This is a genomic window from Cupriavidus necator (assembly GCF_016127575.1).
Lineage (GTDB): Bacteria > Pseudomonadota > Gammaproteobacteria > Burkholderiales > Burkholderiaceae > Cupriavidus > Cupriavidus necator_D.
In genome coordinates this window covers 703209-720665 of record NZ_CP066019.1, presented here as the reverse complement: position 1 = coordinate 720665, position 17457 = coordinate 703209, and the positions used below count along the sequence as shown (strand labels likewise).

Genomic DNA, 17457 nt, shown 5'->3' with positions numbered 1-17457 from the left:
CATGGATGGAGGAGACAAGCACATGAAGGCAAAGACTTTCATCACGACACTGGCTGCCGCGGCAGCCATCGTATTGCCGGCGATGCTGGCGCAGCCGGCGGCGGCGGCCGATGCCGCCTACCCGTCGCACCCGATCCGCATGGTGGTGCCGTTCCCGCCGGGCGGCCCGACCGACCTGGTGTCGCGCGTGATCGCACGGCGCATGAGCGAGACGCTCGGCCAGCAGGTGCTGGTCGACAACCGGCCCGGCGCCAACGGCAATATCGGCGCGGAGATCGTCGCCAAGGCGCCGGCCGACGGCTATACGGTGCTGTACAACACCTCGTCGATCGCGCTGAGCCCGGCGCTCTACCGCAAGCTCAGCTACGACGTGAAACGCGATTTCGCGCCGGTGGCGCTGACGGCAATGGTGCCGCTGGTGCTGGAGGTCAACGCGCAGCTGCCGGTACAGAACGTGAAAGAGTTCATCCAGTACCTGAAGGCCAACCCCGACAAGCTCACCTACGGCTCGGCCGGCAACGGCAACGTGACGCACCTGGCGGCCTTCATGTTCCTGCAGGCCAACGGTCTGTCGGCAGTGCATGCGCCCTACAAGGGCAGCGCGCCGGCACTGACCGACCTGGCCAGCGGACAGGTGCAGTTCATGGCCGACACCATCAATTCATCGCTGCCCTTCATCCGCGACAAGCGCATGCGCGCGCTGGCCGTCACCAGCACCACGCGCAGCGCCCAGTTGCCGGACGTGCCCACCCTTGCCGAAACCGTGCAGCCGGGCTTCGAGGTCGGCGCCTGGCAGGGCATGATGGTGCCGGCCAGGACACCGGCCGAGATCGTGCGCAAGCTCAATGCCGCCGCCACCAAGGCGCTGGCCCACCCCGAGACGCGCGCAAGCCTGGCCGCGCAGGGGGCGGAGCCGCGCGGATCGACCCCGGAGGCCTACGCCGCCTACCTCAGCGCGGAAATGACGCGCTGGCAGAAGGTCGTGAAGGATTCAGGCGCGACGCTGGACTGAGACCGCTGGCACCAGCCAATACCAGACACAGGATTTCACCGTGACCGCATTGCTTTCCACTTTCGGCCTGACCTCCCTGCCGCCGCACGCCGTGGCGTTCCGCGGCGAGGTGCGGGCCTTTCTCGATGAACACCTGCCCGCGCTGCCGCCGGAAACGCGCGCGCGCTCGTGGATGGGCTTTGACGCCGCCTTCAGCCGGGCGCTGGCCGCGCGCGGCTGGGTCGGCATCACACTGCCGGCGCAGTTCGGCGGTGCGGGCCTGGACCCGTTTTCGCGTTTCGTGCTGGTGGAAGAACTGCTGGCCTGCGGCGCGCCGGTGTCGGCGCACTGGATCGCCGACCGCCAGAGCGGCCCGCTGATCCTGCGCTACGGTAACGACGCGCAGAAGGCGCGCTACCTGCCCGCGATCAGCCGCGGCGAGGCCTTCTTCTGCATCGGCATGAGCGAGCCCAACTCCGGCTCGGACCTGGCCAGCGTGGCCACGCGCGCGGTGCGCCAGGCGGACGGCAGCTGGCGCCTGAACGGCCGCAAGATCTGGACTACCAATGCCGACCGCTGCCACTTCATGATCGCGCTGGTGCGCACCTCGGGCATGCCGCAGGACCGGCAGGCCGGACTGTCGCAGTTCATCGTCGATCTGCACGCACCGGGCGTGACGGTGCGGCCGATCCACGACCTGGCGGGCGACGCGCACTTCTCCGAAGTCACCTTCGACGACGCGGCGCTGGCCCCGGACGCGCTGGTCGGCCAGGAAGGCAGCGGCTGGGAGCAGGTCAACGCCGAGCTGGCGTTCGAGCGCAGCGGCCCGGAGCGCCTCTACTCCAGCGTGGTGCTGCTCGACACCTGGCTCGACGCCATGCGCCGGCTGCCGCCGGCACGCCGCGACACGGTGACCGCGGGCCGGCTCGCCGGCCACCTGGCGGTGCTGCGCGCCATGTCGCTGGCCGTCACGTCGCGGCTGGCCGCCGGTGAAAGCCCGGTGGTGGAGGCCGCGCTGGTGAAGGACCTGGGCACGACCTTCGAGCAGTCGATCCCCGCGCTGGTGGAAGCCGCGCTCGGTGATGAACCCGCCCTGGCGGCCGATGGGGCGCTGTACCGCACCCTGGCCTATGTCACGCAGATCGCGCCGTCGTACTCGCTGCGCGGCGGCACCCGCGAAATCCTGCGCGGCATGATCGCGCGCGGGCTCGGCCTGCGCTGAATCCGCCCCCGTCGACCGCCATCCTGAACGAGATACCCCATGCATAACGCCTATTCCGACGCCCTCGACGCGCTGCTGCGCGACTGCTGCCCACCCGCCACCGTGCGCGCGCTGGAACAGCAGGCCGACCCGCAGCCGCTGTGGCAAGCGCTGCTGGAAAGCGGCTTTGCCGATTGCCTGCTGCCCGAATCAGCCGGCGGTGCCGCGCTGCCGCTGCGCGAGCTGGCGCCGGTGCTCTTTGCCACCGGCCGCCACGCCTTGCCGTTGCCGCTGGCGCAGACCATCTTTGCGCGCGCGCTGCTGCAGGCGCATGGCATCGCCCTGCCCGCCGGCCCGGTCGCACTCGCCGGCTTTGAAGACGGCGCCGGCGCGGCGCTGGTGGCCGACGCCCGCCATGCGCAGTGGTTCCTGCTGCAGGACGGCGAGCGTTGCCTGCTGCTGTCGGCGGCCGATGCCCGCGCCGAAGCGACCGGCGCCCATCACGACCTGACGCTGCGCGTGCCGCGCCCTGACGCCTCGGCGCCAGCGGCGTTTTCACTGCCCGCCGGCACCCTGCGCACGCTGGGCGCCTGCCTGCACACGGCGCAGCTGGCCGGCGCGCTGTCGCACGTGCTCGACCTGACCCTGCAGTACGCCAACGACCGCCAGCAGTTCGGGCGCGCCATCGGCAAGTTCCAGGCGATCCAGCACCAGGTCAGCGAGATGGCCGAGCATGTCGCCGCCGCACGCGTGGCCGCACAGCTGGCCTGCGACAGCGGCACCGGCACGCCCGACCGGCTGCGCGCGGCCATCGGCAAGCTGCGCGCCAGCGACGCGGTCACGCCGGTGGCCGCCATCGCTCACGCCGTGCACGGCGCCATCGGGATCACTGAGGAATACGACCTGCAACTCTATACGCGCCGGCTGCATGCGTGGCGCGTGGCGGACGGGTCAGAGCGCTGGTGGAGCCGGATGCTGGGCGAGCAGGTATGCGCCAGCGCCGGCCGCAACGCGGTGGAGCTGGTGCGCGAATGGTGCGAGCCCGCGCCCGCCGCCTGAGCGGCCGGGCCTAACCCCGGCAATCGCGGGATCAGGCGGCCAGGCTGAGGCCGCCGCCGTGCGGGCGGCGGTGGCGCCGCTCCGGCTTGCACTCATATTTCAGCTCGGTGCGGCCGTCCTCGTAGGCGACCTCGAGCCGCACGGTGAAGCCCCACAGCCGGGTCACGTGCCGGATCACCTCGTCGAAGTTGTGCGCCAGCGGCCGGCGGTCGTTCTGCAGGTGCCGCAGCGTCAGCGAGCGGTCGCCGCCCACGTCGACATTGGTGACCTGGATATTGGGCTCCATGCTGGAGAGGTCATATTGCGCCGCCATCAGCTGGCGGATCGCGCGGTAGCCTTCATCGTTGTGGATCGCGGTGACGCGCAGCTTGCCTTCGCGGTCATCGTCCAGCACCGAGAACAGCTTCAGCTCGCGGATCACGCGCGGCGACAGGAACTGCAGCAGGAAGCTCTCGTCCTTGAAGTTGCGCATGGCAAAGTCCAGCGTCTTGCGCCAGTCGCTGCCGGCAAACTCCGGGGCCCAGCGGTAGTCCTCTTCGGTCGGGTTCTCGCACATGCGGCGCAGGTCCTGGAACATCAGGAAACCGACCGTGTAGGGATTCATGCCGCTGTAATAGGGGCTGTTGTACGGCGGTTGGTAAATCACGTTGGTATGCGCCTGCAGCAGCTCCATCATGAACGCATCGTTGACCAGCTTTTCCTCGTACAGCTGGTTGATGATGGTGTAGTGCCAGAACGTGGCCCAGCCTTCGTTCATGACCTTGGTCTGGCGCTGCGGATAGAAATACTGCGCGATCTTGCGCACGATGCGCACGATCTCGCGCTGCCACGAGGCCAGCTTGGGCGCGTTCTTCTCGATGAAGTACAGCAGATTCTCCTGCGGCTCGGGCGGAAAGATGATTTCCCCCTCGGACGCCTCGTCCTCCGACGCCAGCGCATGCGGCCGGTGCTTGGGCAGGGTGCGCCACAGGTCGTTGACCTGCATCTGCAGGTAGTTCTCGCGATCGGCCTGGCGCGCCTTTTCCTCGGTGATGGACAGCTTCTTGGGCCGCTTGTAGCGGTCCACGCCATAGTTCTGCAAGGCGTGGCAAGAGTCCAGCAGCAGTTCAACCTCACGCTCGCCGTAACGCTGCTCGCACTCGGCCACGTAGTTCTTGGCAAACAGCAGGTAATCCACGATGGCGTCCGCGTTGGTCCAGGTGCGGAACAGGTAGTTGCCCTTGAAGAAGGAGTTGTGGCCGTAGCAGGCGTGCGCGATCGTCAGCGCCTGCATCGGCATGGTGTTCTCCTCCATCAGGTAGGCGATGCAGGGATTGGAGTTGATGACGATCTCGTAGGCCAGCCCCATGTGGCCGCGCTGGTAGCTGCGCTCGGACGCCAGGAAGTGCTTGCCGTAGGACCAGTGGCTGTAGCCGACCGGCAGCCCCGCCGACGCGTAGGCGTCGAGCATCTGCTCGGCGGTGATGATCTCGATCTGGTTGGGATAGGTATCCAGCCCGAATTCGCCGGCGATGCGGGCGATCTCGCGGTCATACCGTTTGATCAGCTCGAAGGTCCATTCCGAACCCGTGGAGAGATAAGCCATCTTCGCCCCTTGTTGCCCGGGCAAGGCGCCAGACCCGTCCGGCGCGCACGGCATCGCCGCGCCGCGTGGTCCGCGTTGCCTCGCCATTTGCCTTCACTGTGGCCCCCCGCGAGGAAGGCCAGGATCGGCGCCAACCTATGCTGCGCGCTTCTGGAACAGGTCGTGCAGCACCGGGTAGATCTCGTCCGCACCGATGATGCGCTGCATCGCAAAGTGATCGAACTGTCCCTTGACCGTCAGATACTCTTCCCAGAGGTTCTGCGGCTCTTCCGATGCGACTTCAACATATGCATAGTACTGGACCAGCGGCAGGATCGAATCGCGCAGCAGGCGTCCGCACAACTCGGAATCACCGGCCCAGTTATCGCCGTCTGACGCCTGCGCGCAGTAGATATTCCACTGGCTGGGCGGATAGCGGTCGTGGATCACTTCCACCATCAGCTTCAGCGCACTGGATACCACGGTACCACCGGACTCGCGCGAGTGGAAGAAGTCTTCCTCATCGACTTCCTTCGCCACCGTGTGATGGCGAATGAACACCACGTCGATGCGCTCGTAGTTGCGCTTCAGGAACAGGTACAGCAGCATGAAGAAGCGCTTGGCCAGGTCCTTGCGGCTCTCGTCCATCGAGCCGGACACGTCCATCAGGCAGAACATCACCGCCTGGGCCTGGGGGCGCTTCTTCAGCACGCGGTTGTTGTAGCGCAGGTCGAGCTTCTCGATAAACGGCACGCGGTCGATGCAGGCACGCAGGTGCCGCATCTTCTCCATCAGCTCGAGCGTGCCTTCGGCGTAGGGGCCGTCCTTTTCCAGCGCCTCGCTGTAGTCCAGCTCCAGCTCGCGCAGGCGCTTCTGGTAAGGGCTGGACAAGGCGATGCGCCGCCCCAGCGAACTGCGCATGGTGCGCAGGATCGACAGGTTGGACGGCGTGCCGTCGATGGAAAAGCCGGCGCGCACCTTGCGCACCTCGGCGATCTTGGCGAGGTGGCGCTTGGCCAGGTCCGGCAGCGCCATGTCCTCGAAGAAGAAGTTCAGGAAATCCTCGCGCGACAGCGTGAAGACGAAATCGTCTTCGCCTTCGCCGCTGTCGCTGGCGCGCGAACCGGTCCCGCCACCGCCCTGCTGCTGGCGGTCGAAGGAATCACCCTTGACGAATTTCTTGTTGCCAGGGTGAATCCACTCGCGCCGCCCGCCCGGGCCGTGGTGGAAGATCGGTTCGGAGATGTCCTTGACCGGAATGGACACCTGGCCGCTCTGCTCGATGTCCATGATCTTCCGGCCGGACACCGCCTTTGCCACCGCTTGCCGGATCTGCTCGCGGTAGCGCTTGATGAAACGTTGCTGGTTGACGGCACTCTTGTTGCCGCCGTTCTCGCGCCGATCGATGACCGTAGCCATATGTTGCCCTCGTTGAGAGACCTGTTCCGCGGCGCCGTTACGATGACTTTCTTACGCGCAGATACCACTCCACCAGAAGTCTCACTTGCTTGGGCGTGTACCCCTTCTCGACCATGCGGTTGACGAAGTTCTCGTGCTTATCCTGGTCTTCGCGCGAAGACTTGGCATTGAACGAGATCACCGGCAGCAGGTCCTCCGTGGTGGAGAACATGCGCTTCTCGATCACCATCCGCAGCTTTTCATAGCTGGTCCAGACCGGATTCTTGCCACTGTTGTTGGCCCGCGCCCGCAGCACGAAGTTGACGATCTCGTTGCGGAAGTCCTTCGGGTTCGAGATACCCGCGGGCTTTTCCACTTTCTCAAGCTCGTCGTTCAGCGCGTTGCGGTCGAGGATCTCGCCGGTATTGGGATCGCGGTACTCCTGGTCCTGGATCCACAGGTCGGCGAACACCACATAGCGGTCGAAGATGTTCTGCCCATACTCCGAATACGACTCCAGGTAGGCGGTCTGGATCTCCTTGCCGATGAACTCCACGAACGGAGTGGTCAGGTACTCCTTGATGTACGACAGCAGCTTGGCTTCCTGCTCCGGCGGGAACTGCTCGCGCTCGATCTGCTGTTCGAGCACGTACAGCAGGTGCACCGGGTTGGCCGCCACTTCGGTGTTGTCGAAGTTGAAGACCTTGGACAGAACCTTGAACGCAAAGCGCGTCGACAGCCCGTTCATGCCTTCGTCGATGCCGGCGTAGTCGCGGTATTCCTGGTACGACTTCGCTTTCGGATCCACGTCCTTCAGGCTTTCGCCGTCATAGACGCGCATCTTCGAGAAGACATTGGAGTTCTCGGGCTCCTTGATGCGCGTAAGCACCGCGAACTGCGCCATCATCTTCAGCGTGTTGGGCGCGCACGGCGCGGCCGACAGCGAACTGCTGCGCAAGAGCTTGTCGTAGATCTTCACCTCGTCGGACACGCGAAGCACGTACGGCACCTTGACGATATAGATCCGGTCCAGGAAAGCCTCGTTGTTCTTGTCCGACTTGAAGGTCGTCCACTCGGCCTCGTTCGAGTGCGCCAGGATGATGCCGTCGAACGGGATCGCGCCGAAGCCTTCGGTGCCCTTGTAGTTGCCTTCCTGTGTTGCCGTCAGCAGCGGGTGCAGGACCTTGATCGGCGCCTTGAACATTTCAACGAACTCGAGCAGGCCGCGGTTGGCCAGGCAGAGCCCGCCGGAATAGGAGTACGCGTCCGGATCGTCCTGCGGAAAATCTTCCAGCTTGCGGATGTCGACCTTGCCGACCAGCGAGGAAATATCCTGGTTGTTTTCGTCGCCAGGCTCGGTCTTCGAGATCGCAATCTGCGACAGCACCGAAGGGCGCAGCTTGACCACCCGGAACCTGGTGATATCGCCGTTGAACTCGTGCAGGCGCTTGACCGCCCATGGCGAGGCAATGGTGTTCAGATACCGGACCGGAATGCCGTAGTCCTCTTCCAGGATCTTGCCGTCCTCCTCTGGCGCGAACAGCCCCAGCGGCGACTCATGGATCGGCGAACCCTTGAGCGCGTAGATGGGGATCTCCTCCATCAGCGCCTTGAGCTTTTCAGCGAGCGAGGACTTGCCACCACCCGGAGGCCCGAGCAGGTAGAGGATCTGCTTGCGCTCTTCCAGGCCCTGCGCCGCGTGCTTGAAGAACGAGACGATCTGTTCGATCGTGTCCTCCATGCCATAGAAGTCGCGGAAGGCCGGATAGATGCGGATGACCTTGTTGAAGAACAGGCGGGACAGCCTGGGGTCATGGTGGGTATCCACCAGCTCAGGCTGGCCGATGGCGGCAAGCATGCGCTCTGCAGCAGTCGCGTAGGCAGTCGGATCCTTCTTGCAGATCTCCAGGTACTCCTGGATGCTGTATTCCTCTTCCTTGCGAGCTTCGAAGCGCGTAGCGTAATGGCCAAAAATGTCCATACCTCACTCCCGTCAGAGTTCACGTCCGAGGCGTGCTACCCCTAAGGCTTCGCGCAACGTTCGCGGCACACCACCCCGGCCTGGCGACCTGTCATGTTGCGAAGTCTTTACTTCATCATAGTCAAATAACGGCGATGGTGGAATCCGAGTTGACAAATCTTGCATCGATGCAACGACTGTTTCGTTGCTGCATTTTCTGCATGAATTCGCTTCAGCTTTTGGCTGCATTCCGCTCGGACCTTGCCCCCGCACGCGACGGGCCATTGACCATGCTTGTGAAACACCTTACACCTTTCCCGCCATCCGTGCACATCCGGTTTTGTAACCATACGCACGAAGGCCGGCACTGGTGTCGGCTTTCGTTTTTCCGCATTTTCTTACGCGTTTGCGCGCACTAGCACGCGCACACTGCTGATAGCAGGCGCGTCAAAGCGTGCGCGCGACCAGCTCCTTCATGATCTCGTTGGAGCCGCCGAAGATCTTGCTCACGCGTGCATTCGCATACATACGCGCGATCGGGTATTCAAGCATGTAGCCGTAGCCGCCGTGCAACTGCAGGCACTCGTCGATGACCTGGCAGTTCTGCTGCGTGCACCACCACTTGGCCATGGCGGCCGTGGCAGCGTCGAGCTTGCCGTCCATCAGGCGCAGCATGCAATCGTCGACGAAGGTCGCGGCAATGGTGGCGACCGTCTTGCACTCCGCCAGCTTGAAGCGCGTGTTCTGCAGATCGGCCAGCGGCTGGCCAAACACCTTGCGCTCGCGCACGTATTCGGTGGTCAGCTCGATGGCGCGCTGCATGGTCGCCACGGCCCCGAGCGCAATGATCATGCGCTCTTGCGGCAGCTGCTGCATAAGCTGGTAGAAACCCTGACCTTCCTGCGTGCCCAGCAGGTTGTCGCACGGCACCAGCACGTCGTCGAAGAAGAGCTCGGCGGTGTCTTGCCCTTTCTGCCCGATCTTCTCGAGAATGCGGCCACGACGGAAACCCGGCAGGTCGCGCGTCTCCACCATGACCAGCGACACGCCGCGCGAACCGGCTTCCGGATCGGTCTTGGCCACCACGCAGACCAGGTCGGCGTGATACCCGTTCGTGATGAAGGTCTTTGCACCGTTTATGCGATAGCAGTCTCCGTTTTCGGTCTGTTCGCGCACCGCGCGGGTGCGTATCGCTTTGAGGTCGGAACCGGCGCCAGGTTCCGACATGGCAATGGCCGCCACCATTTCGCCGCTGGCCATTTGCGGCAGCCATTTCTTCTTCTGCGCTTCCGTGCCGTAGTTGAGCAGGTAATGTGCCACGATGCCGCTGTGCACATTATTGCCAAGGCTGGTGCAGACGGCGCGCGACATTTCCTGGGTGATGACGGCCTCGTGGGCAAAGGTGCCGCCACCGCCGCCGTATTCCTCGGGGATGCTGGCGCACAGCAGCCCGATCTGGCCGGCGCGGCGCCAGACCTCGCGGTCGATATAGCCCTGGTCGGCCCAGCGGGCCTCGTTGGGCGCCAGTTCGCGCTCGATGAAGCGGCGCACGGTTTCCTGGAACATCCCCAGGTCTTCGGTCATCCAGGGGGTCTGGCGTACGGCGGGCGCCGTGTGCTGGTCGTGGGATCCCATATGGTGTGCTGGTATCAGGGTAAACGAGAAAATGAACAGGCGACCGGTACTGTCCGGCCAGCACCCGCCTGTATACGTAAACGACAGACTGGCGAGGCAGCCGGATGCTGCGGAGCAGCATGACCGGCGCCGCCGCTCAGTCCGGCCAGCGGTAGCGCAGCGGCTGCTTGGCCATGAAGCGGTCGGCAGCCTCGCGGCGATAGGCAGTGGAGAAGGCAATGCCCTGCCCGTCCGCTTCCATCGCCAGCATGGTGTGCAGGTCCTGGTTCAGCGAGGCGTTCAGCGCCTGCTTGGTCAGGCCCACCGCCACCGGCGAGGCCTCGGTGAAGGCCTGCGCCAGCGTCCGCGCACGTTCCTGCAGGCTGTCCGCCGGCACGATTTCCATGACGATGCCAAGGTCTTGCGCGGCCTGGGCGTTCAGCTCGCGCATCGAGAACATCAGCGCCTTGGCCCGCTGCAGGCCGATCATCCGCGGCAGCGTGTAGAACACGCCACAGTCGGGGACCAGCCCCATGCGCAGGAACGGGAGCCCGAAGCGCGCGCGCGGCGTGGCCAGGATGATGTCGGCCGTCAGCGCCAGGCTGAAGCCCGCGCCATAGGCCGCGCCGTCCACCGCGGCGATGACCGGCACGTCGAGCTGGATCAGGTCTTCCAGCCAGCCGTGCACCTTGTGCAGGCGCTTGCGGCCCTGCTCGGCATTGATCTCGACCTGCATCGAGCTGATGTCGCCGCCCGACGAGAAATCGGTGCCGGCGGCGGTCAGGATCAGCGCGCGCACGCTGTCGTCGGCGCGTACCCGGCGAATCACTTCGCCGATCTCGTCGCGCATCGGCAAGGACAGCGCGTTCTTGCGCGCCGGCGAGTCCAGCGTCAGCGTGGCGATGCCGTCCTCGACGGCGAAGCGGATGGTTTCCATCGGTAGGCTCCGGGAGGCGGGTTTCAGTCGAGCTGGATATTGGCGTCGCGCACGATCCTGGCCCACTTGGGTGTGTCGCCGGCGACCACGGCCGCCAGTTCCTGCGGCGTGGACCCGACCGGCTGCAGGCCCATGCCGGCCAGCTTCTGCGTCACTTCGGGCAGGCGCACGATGCGCGCGGTCTCTGCCGCCAGCTTCGCCGTCACATCCTTGGGCGCATTGGCCGGCAGGAACAGCCCGTACCAGCCGTTGGGCTCGAACCCCGGCAGGCCCAGTTCAGTGAAGGTCGCCACATTGGGCAGCGCCTTGTAGCGCTGGGTGCCGGTGATGCCGAGGATCTTGAACTTGTTGCTGCCCAGGTAGGCGTTGGCCGAGGTCACGTCGACAAAGGCGCTGTCCACCTGGCCGCCGAGCAGGTCGCTCATCAGCGGCGCCGCCCCCTTGTAAGGGATATGCGCGAGCTCGATGCCTGCCTGCTGCTTGAGCAGCTCGCCGTGCAGGTGCGACGAGGTGCCGTTGCCGTAGGAGCCATAGCTGAGCTTGCCCGCCTTGGCCAGCGCCAGGAACTCGCGCATATTGCTGGCGGGCACGCGGTTGGGCACCACGAACAGGTCGGACGACTTGGCGATCTGCGAGACCGGCGTGAAGTCCCTGGCCACGTCGTATGGCGTGCGCTTGTACAGGGCCGGCGCCTGGATCAGGGCCGTGATCGCCAGCAGGATGGTGTAGCCGTCGGCCGGCGCCTTGGCGACGGTGTCGTTGCCCAGCATGCCGCTGGCGCCGGGCTTGTTTTCGACCACCACCGGCTGGCCCAGGCTTTCGGCCAGGCGCTGGCCGATCAGGCGGCCCACGGTGTCGGTGCCGCCGCCGGCCGGGTACGGCACGATCATGCGGATCGGCTTGCTCGGATACGATTGCTGCGCGAAGGCGCTGCCCGCGCCGCCGAGGATGGCCGCGCCGGCCAGGGTGCCGGCCTGTGCCAGCCAGTTGCGTCTGCTTTGCTGCATGCTGTCTCTCTCTTTGCTGAATTCGCCGCTGGTGTCAGGCGCTCGGGTGGTCCGCCTGCATCTCGCGCTCCTGCAGGGCGCGCCACAGGATCTTGCCGGTGGCCGACTTGGGCAACGCATCGACCACGTCGACGATGCGCGGCACCTTGTACGCGGCCATATGCTCGCGGCACCAGGCCATGATGCGTTCGGGGTCGGCGTCGGCCGTGCCGCGTGCTTCCGGGCGCAGCGCCACCACGGCCTTGACGGTCTCGCCGCGGCGCTGGTCGCGGGCGGCGATCACGCAGGCTTCGTGGATGGCCGGGTGCCCGTACAGCAGGTTCTCCACCTCGGCCGGCCAGACCTTGTAGCCGGACGCGTTGATCATGCGCTTGAGGCGGTCGCGCATGAAGAAGTAGCCTTGCTCGTCCATGAAGCCGAGGTCGCCGGTGCGCAGGAAGCGCTTGCCGCCAAGCTCGATGAAGGTGGCCGCGTTGGCTTCCGGGTTGTTCCAGTAGCCCAGCATCACCTGGCCGCCGTGGACCACGATCTCGCCGGTCTCGCCGCAAGGCAGTTCCTGCAGCGTCTCGGGATCGACCACGCGTGCGTCCACGCCGAAGGTGGCGATGCCCAGGCATTCGCGCTTGGGCTGGTTGCGCGGGTTGGACAGGATGAAGGCCGCGGTCTCGGTCATGCCGTAGGCCTCGACGTAGGGCAGGCCGAAGCGTTCCTGCAGCATATTGGCCACCGCTTCGGGCATGGCCGCGCCGCCGCCGCCGACGTAGGCCAGGCTCGACAGGTCGCGCGCGTCGATTCCCGGCTGCGAGAAGAAGTCCACCATCATCGCCGGCGGCGCCCCCCAGACCGAGACGCGGTGGCGCTCGAGCAGGTCCGCGGCCAGCGCGCGGTCCCAGCGCGGCATCAGCACCACGGTGGCGCCCAGGTAGAGCGGCGAGTTCATGCAGTTCTGCATGCCCAGCAGGTGGAACATCGGCGCCACGGCCAGCACCACGGATTCGGGTGTGGCGCCGCGCCAGATCACCGCACCGGCCGCCGCGGTCATCAGCGTGCCGTGGCTATGCATGCAGCCCTTGGGATGGCCGGTGGTGCCGGAGGTATAGGCCAGCATGCACAGCGTGTCGTAGCCGGCCTGGTGCGGCAGCGGCCGGTACCCGGCGGCGCTGGCCGCGTCCCAGGCCACCGGCATGGCGCCGGACGGCGCAGCCTGCGGCGCGGGCGGCGCTTCGCGCAGCCAGGCCGGCACGGCCAGGCCGCCGTCGTCGCGCAGCATGCCGGCATAGTCGTGCAGGATCACATGGCGCAGCGCCGGGCCGTGCAGCGGCGCCACGCGCTGGTACAGCTCGCTGCCGGCAAAGGCGGCGACCGCGCCGCTGTCCTGCACCACATGGGCAAGTTCGGCCTCCAGCCACATCGGGTTGGCCGGGACCACCACGCCTTCGGCGCGCAGGATCGCGTAGTAGGCAATGATGAACTGCGGGCAGTTCTGGCTGAACAGCAGCACCCGGTCGCCCGGCTCGATGCCGCAGGCCTGCTGCAGGTAGCCGGCCATCCGTTCGATCTCGTCCTGCAGCTGGCCGTAGGAAATCGCGGTGCCGAAATACTGGATCGCGGTCTTGTCCGGATAGCGGTGCGCCGCCGCCTCGACGTTATAAAACAGGCTGGTGCGAGGCGTATGCAGCGTGGCCGGCAGGCCGGGCGGCCAGGCGGGGGAGCGGAACGGCTCGCGGGTACTTGTAGCAGGCTTCATATGCAGCAATCGATGCAGGTCAAACGGGAATGGCTTAATCCAGGCGGATGTTCCTGGTGCGGATCACCTTGCCCCAGCGGACATAGTCGGCCTGGATGGTCTGGGCAAACGCGTCCGGCGTGCTGCCGGTCAGGATCACGCCAAGCTCGTTCATGCGCTTGCGCACGTCGGGCTGGGCCAGCACGCGGTTGACGTCCGCCGAGAACTTCTCAACGATCGGCCGCGGCGTGGCGGCCGGCAGCAGCAGCCCGAACCAGCCCATCGCATCCATGCCTTCAATGCCGGCTTCGCGGAAAGTCGGCACATCCGGCAGTTGCGGCGCGCGCGCGGGGCCAGTCACCGCGAGGGCGCGCAGGCGGCCGGTGGCGACGTGGGGCTTGGCGCCCATCACCGAGATCACCGCCGCCGGCACCTGGCCGCCCAGCAGGTCGTTCAGCTCCGGAGCCTCGCCCTTGTATGAGACATGGAGCATGTCGATCTTGGCGGCCTCGTTGAAGACCTCGCCGTACAGGTGGCCGCTCGAGCCGGCCCCGAACGAGCCGTAGGAGAACTGCTTCGGCTTGGCGCGAACCTGCGCGATGAAGTCTTTCAGGTTGGTGGCAGGCACCGCATTGCTGTTGACGGCGAACACCAGGTTGGTCGTGCCGAGCTCGGACACCGCGGCGAAATCCTTCACCGGGTCATAGGGCGCCCGGGCATACAGGCTTGGCGCCTGCACCAGCGGCGTGATCGTCAGCAGCGCGGTGTAGCCGTCGGCCTCGGCACGGGCGACCACCTCGGCGCCGAGCATGCCGCTCGCACCCGGGCGGTTTTCCACCACCACCGGGCGCTTCCAGGCCTTGCCCAGCCCTTCGGCAATGGCGCGGGCCAGCACATCGGTGGCGCCACCTGCCGGGAAGGGCACGACCATGCGCACGGTGCGCGCCGGGAATTCGCTCTGCGCGAGCGCGGCGCCCGCCCCCAGCATCCCGGCGGCAACGCCGCTCCACGCCAGCAATCCGGCCCCAAAGCGCCACAGCGCACTACGACGATCTGCCTGCATGTGTTGTTGTCTCCATTGTTTTTCCTGAGGCGGGGAACGGGTGGTTGCTCCGTTTCTGGTCCCGTCCGGGCCGGTGCGCCGGCCTTGTATCGGTATCAGCCGGAGAGTGCGCGATGCTGCGGTGCGTGGACAATGACCAGACAAGCCAAAATGATTGGCCGAATCGCTCAGATGGAAGGCAGCCTTTGGCAAATCCCGATTGTGCGGCGCGGCCGCGGCTTGCTAAGGTGCCGGGACGATGTGGCGAAACGTCCTGGAACGCCCGCGGAGCCAGCCGTTCCGCGGTGCCGGCGCCGACGCGCCACCGTGATGAGGAGACCCATGCATACCGCTGTCCTGTCATCGCCGCGCCCGCCCGTGCCAGGCAAGCTGCACCTCGCCGGCAGCGCACTGCCGCCGGCGCCCGGGCACGGCCGTGTCCCGGGCCGCACCGAGGCCCCGGCCGGCACGGCGCCGCAGGCCTCGGCGCGCCACACCATTGCGATCCAGCATGTGGATCACATCCTGCTGGGCCCGCGCCGACTGGGCCACGACATTGCCGCGCTGCTGCGCCGGGCCGGGATTTCGCCGGCGCTGCTGGCCTCGCCCAATGCGCGCGTCACCCAGGGCCAGTACGCGGCGCTGATCCGCACGCTGCGCCGCGTCATGCGCGATGAACTATGGGGGCTGCTGGACCGGCCCGTGACCCCGGGCGTGTTTGCGCAGGCGTGCCGCAACCTGATCCATTGCGCCACGCTGGAAGACGCCATCCGAGCCGGCTTGCGGCTGTACCGGCTCCATATCGACGCCTTCGCGCCACGCCTGCATGTCAGCGCCGACGGCAAGGCCGCCTCCGTGGTGCTGCATCCGCGTGCGCCGGCCTCGGCCTGCCGCAGCTTTGCCGAATCGACTTTCGTGTTCCATGCCTACGCGCTGCTCAGCTGGCTGGTGGCCGGCCATATCCCGCTGGCGCGGGTCGACCTGAGCGCGGCGCCGTCGCAGGGCGGCCCCGAGACCGAGCGCGTCTTCAAGGCCGCCGTGCATTACGGCCAGCCTGTCTCCGTGCTGCATTTCGATGGCGCCAGCCTGCGCCTGCCGGTGATGCAGGACGCCGCCAGCCTGCGCGAGTTCCTGCGCGAGACGCCGCGCAACCTGCTGATCCGCTACCGCGACAACAGCTGCCTTGCCGAGCGCATCCGGCAGCACTTGCGCTCCCACCTGGATGACGAACTGCCGTCGCTGGAGCAGATGGCGCAGATGCTGCGGCTCACGCCCCAGACCCTGCGCCGCCGGCTGCGCGACGAGGGCAGCGGCTACCAGAGCATCAAGGACAGCCTGCGCCGTGACGTGGCCATCGGCATGATGGAGCGCCCCGGCATGACGCTGCAGGACGTGGCGCTGCGGCTTGGCTTCTCAGAACCGAGCACGTTCCACCGGGCCTTCAAGAAATGGACGGGCGTGGCGCCGGGAGAGTATCGGATGCGGGGATTGCGGGGAGAGGCTTTGCCGCGCTGATGCGGGCCGGGTCAGGATCTCCGGTGGCCGGCGGCTGAAGCATGGCTGCCGGCTTGCCCGGCACCGTCCCCCCGCTACCTCTGTCCCACCGGCGGCGCTGCCCGCTGCCCTACCTGCACCATCCCCGTCTGGGGCGGCGGCACCTGCAGGGTCGCCAATAGCAAGCCCATGCCGGCAAGGATGCGGTACTGGCTGGCCAGTTCGTTGTACTTGCCGGTCACGTAGGCCGTGCTGGCGCTGAAGTACTCGTTCTCGGCATTCAGCAGGTCAAGCAGGCTGCGCTGCCCAATCCGGAATTGCTTGCCGTAGCTGACGCGCGTGGCATCGCTGGCCTCCACGTATTGCTTGAGGCTCACCAGACGGTCCTTCGCCGTCAGGTGGGCGTTATAGGCCTGCGATACGGCCTCCTGCACCTGTCTGCGCAGACGGTCCAGATTCTGCTCTGCTTCCTGGACCTGGTAGCCGGCCTCGTTGATGCGCGCCTTGTCGGCGTTGCCGCGAAACAGGTTGTAGCGCACGCGCAGCATCACGCTGCGCTCGTCGGTGGTGCCGAGCACGCGGTCGCGGTCGCGCGCCACGCCGACCTCGAGATCCAGCCTTGGCCACAACGCGGCCTTGGCCAGCGAACGCCCGGCCTGGGCTTCGGCGATATCGGCCTGCCCGGCACCCAGCGCGGGGTGATTGGCGTTTGCCACCTGCTGCGCCTCCCGTTCGGTGGCAGGCAGCAGCGTCGACAGCGAGTCCGGCCTGGACAAGACCTCCGGCGGCGCGCCGACCACGCGTAAATAGGCTGTCATGGCGTCCTGCAAGCTGCCCTGCTCCGCCCGCAGGCTGGCCTTGGCCAGCGCCAGGCGGCTTTCGACCTGATAGAGATCGGCGCGGCGCAGCACCCCGTTGTCGGCGCCAAGCCGGATCTGGTCATAGATGTGCTGGTGCGCTTCCAGATTGGCCAGGCCGATGGCCACGGTTTCCTGACGCCGCAGGACCTCCACATAAACGCCGACCGTGCGCAGCGCGATGTCTTCGGCAGTCGCGCCGACCCGATAGGCCGCGCCGTCGATCCGTGCGCCCTGGCGCTCCACATCGCTGCTGGTGGCAAAGCCGTCGAACAGCATCTGCGAGATCGTCACGCCGGCGGCGTGGCTGGCATAGGAAGAGTCGGACAGGCCCATCAGCCGGGTGCTGTGGCTGTCCAGGCGTACGCGACCGGTGGCGGCATTGACATCGACCCGCGGCAGGTAACCGGCGCGCGCCTGCGTCAGCCCCTCGTCCGCGGCCAGCCGGCGGCTGCCCGCCGCCAGCACTTCGGGATTGGTATGCACGGCTTGCTCGACTGCCTGGCGCAGCACCTGGGCTGCCGCGTGATGCGGCACCACCATGGCGGCCCATAGCAGTACATGTGCCAGCCGGCACCATGTCGTTGTCATGCTTCCCCCGCTCGGG

General features: G+C 66.6%; 13 protein-coding genes. 4 read left to right on the top strand and 9 right to left on the bottom strand.

Annotated features, from left to right (window positions below):
• Positions 1–22: 22 nt before the first annotated feature.
• From I6H87_RS22295 to I6H87_RS22285, 3 genes are read left to right on the top strand one after another with little or no spacing between them, the layout of a single operon-like run.
• Positions 23–1012 carry a tripartite tricarboxylate transporter substrate binding protein gene (locus I6H87_RS22295; RefSeq protein WP_010811713.1) on the top strand — a complete coding sequence of 330 codons (990 nt, stop codon included), beginning with the start codon at positions 23–25 and terminating at the stop codon, positions 1010–1012.
• Positions 1013–1052: 40 nt separating this feature from the next.
• Positions 1053–2213 (top strand): acyl-CoA dehydrogenase family protein, encoded by a 1161-nt coding sequence (locus I6H87_RS22290; protein ID WP_011616762.1) that lies wholly within the window; start codon positions 1053–1055, stop codon positions 2211–2213.
• A gap of 39 nt (positions 2214–2252) precedes the next feature.
• Entirely contained in the window at positions 2253–3251 is a 999-nt protein-coding gene (locus I6H87_RS22285; RefSeq protein WP_011616761.1) for an acyl-CoA dehydrogenase family protein, read from the top strand.
• A 31-nt stretch (positions 3252–3282) separates the two neighbouring features.
• Here the strand turns inward: I6H87_RS22285 and I6H87_RS22280 are convergent, their stop codons facing one another.
• From I6H87_RS22280 to I6H87_RS22245, 8 genes are all read right to left on the bottom strand, one after another.
• A complete protein-coding gene (locus tag I6H87_RS22280; protein WP_010811716.1) occupies positions 3283–4836 on the bottom strand; it encodes a SpoVR family protein in 1554 nt (517 codons plus the stop codon).
• Positions 4837–4971: 135 nt separating this feature from the next.
• Positions 4972–6234 carry a YeaH/YhbH family protein gene (locus I6H87_RS22275; RefSeq protein ID WP_010811717.1) on the bottom strand — a complete coding sequence of 421 codons (1263 nt, stop codon included), beginning with the start codon at positions 6232–6234 and terminating at the stop codon, positions 4972–4974.
• 37 nt (positions 6235–6271) lie between these two features.
• Positions 6272–8194: a PrkA family serine protein kinase gene (locus tag I6H87_RS22270; protein ID WP_010811718.1), complete on the bottom strand. Its 1923-nt coding sequence runs from the start codon at positions 8192–8194 to the stop codon at positions 6272–6274.
• Positions 8195–8620: 426 nt separating this feature from the next.
• Positions 8621–9808 (bottom strand): acyl-CoA dehydrogenase family protein, encoded by a 1188-nt coding sequence (locus tag I6H87_RS22265; RefSeq protein WP_037024190.1) that lies wholly within the window; start codon positions 9806–9808, stop codon positions 8621–8623.
• A 136-nt stretch (positions 9809–9944) separates the two neighbouring features.
• A complete protein-coding gene (locus I6H87_RS22260) occupies positions 9945–10724 on the bottom strand; it encodes an enoyl-CoA hydratase/isomerase family protein (protein WP_010811720.1) in 780 nt (259 codons plus the stop codon).
• Between the two features lie 23 nt (positions 10725–10747).
• Complete coding sequence (locus tag I6H87_RS22255; protein ID WP_011616760.1) at positions 10748–11731, bottom strand: Bug family tripartite tricarboxylate transporter substrate binding protein; 984 nt, start codon at positions 11729–11731, stop codon at positions 10748–10750.
• 34 nt (positions 11732–11765) lie between these two features.
• Entirely contained in the window at positions 11766–13478 is a 1713-nt protein-coding gene (locus I6H87_RS22250) for a long-chain fatty acid--CoA ligase (protein WP_011616759.1), read from the bottom strand.
• Positions 13479–13512: 34 nt separating this feature from the next.
• On the bottom strand, positions 13513–14520 hold the full coding sequence (locus tag I6H87_RS22245; RefSeq protein ID WP_011616758.1) for a tripartite tricarboxylate transporter substrate binding protein: 1008 nt from the start codon (positions 14518–14520) through the stop codon (positions 13513–13515).
• A 321-nt stretch (positions 14521–14841) separates the two neighbouring features.
• On the opposite strand from I6H87_RS22245, the gene I6H87_RS22240 reads away from it, so the two are divergent.
• On the top strand, positions 14842–16014 hold the full coding sequence (locus I6H87_RS22240; protein WP_011616757.1) for an AraC family transcriptional regulator: 1173 nt from the start codon (positions 14842–14844) through the stop codon (positions 16012–16014).
• Between the two features lie 74 nt (positions 16015–16088).
• On the opposite strand, the gene I6H87_RS22235 is transcribed toward I6H87_RS22240, so the two are convergent.
• Positions 16089–17441, bottom strand: a complete 1353-nt coding sequence (locus I6H87_RS22235; protein WP_011616756.1) for a TolC family outer membrane protein — start codon at positions 17439–17441, stop codon at positions 16089–16091.
• Positions 17442–17457: the final 16 nt, after the last annotated feature.

Excerpts from the sequence above, each read along its gene's own strand:
- I6H87_RS22295 (WP_010811713.1), top strand. The coding sequence starts at position 23 with ATGAAGGCAAAGACTTTCATCACGACACTGGCTGCCGCGGCAGCCATC.
- I6H87_RS22285 (WP_011616761.1), top strand. The coding sequence starts at position 2,253 with ATGCATAACGCCTATTCCGACGCCCTCGACGCGCTGCTGCGCGACTGC.
- I6H87_RS22280 (WP_010811716.1), bottom strand. The coding sequence starts at position 4,836 with ATGGCTTATCTCTCCACGGGTTCGGAATGGACCTTCGAGCTGATCAAA.
- I6H87_RS22275 (WP_010811717.1), bottom strand. The coding sequence starts at position 6,234 with ATGGCTACGGTCATCGATCGGCGCGAGAACGGCGGCAACAAGAGTGCC.
- I6H87_RS22270 (WP_010811718.1), bottom strand. The coding sequence starts at position 8,194 with ATGGACATTTTTGGCCATTACGCTACGCGCTTCGAAGCTCGCAAGGAA.
- I6H87_RS22265 (WP_037024190.1), bottom strand. The coding sequence starts at position 9,808 with ATGGGATCCCACGACCAGCACACGGCGCCCGCCGTACGCCAGACCCCC.
- I6H87_RS22260 (WP_010811720.1), bottom strand. The coding sequence starts at position 10,724 with ATGGAAACCATCCGCTTCGCCGTCGAGGACGGCATCGCCACGCTGACG.
- I6H87_RS22255 (WP_011616760.1), bottom strand. The coding sequence starts at position 11,731 with ATGCAGCAAAGCAGACGCAACTGGCTGGCACAGGCCGGCACCCTGGCC.
- I6H87_RS22250 (WP_011616759.1), bottom strand. The coding sequence starts at position 13,478 with ATGAAGCCTGCTACAAGTACCCGCGAGCCGTTCCGCTCCCCCGCCTGG.
- I6H87_RS22245 (WP_011616758.1), bottom strand. The coding sequence starts at position 14,520 with ATGCAGGCAGATCGTCGTAGTGCGCTGTGGCGCTTTGGGGCCGGATTG.
- I6H87_RS22240 (WP_011616757.1), top strand. The coding sequence starts at position 14,842 with ATGCATACCGCTGTCCTGTCATCGCCGCGCCCGCCCGTGCCAGGCAAG.
- I6H87_RS22235 (WP_011616756.1), bottom strand. The coding sequence starts at position 17,441 with ATGACAACGACATGGTGCCGGCTGGCACATGTACTGCTATGGGCCGCC.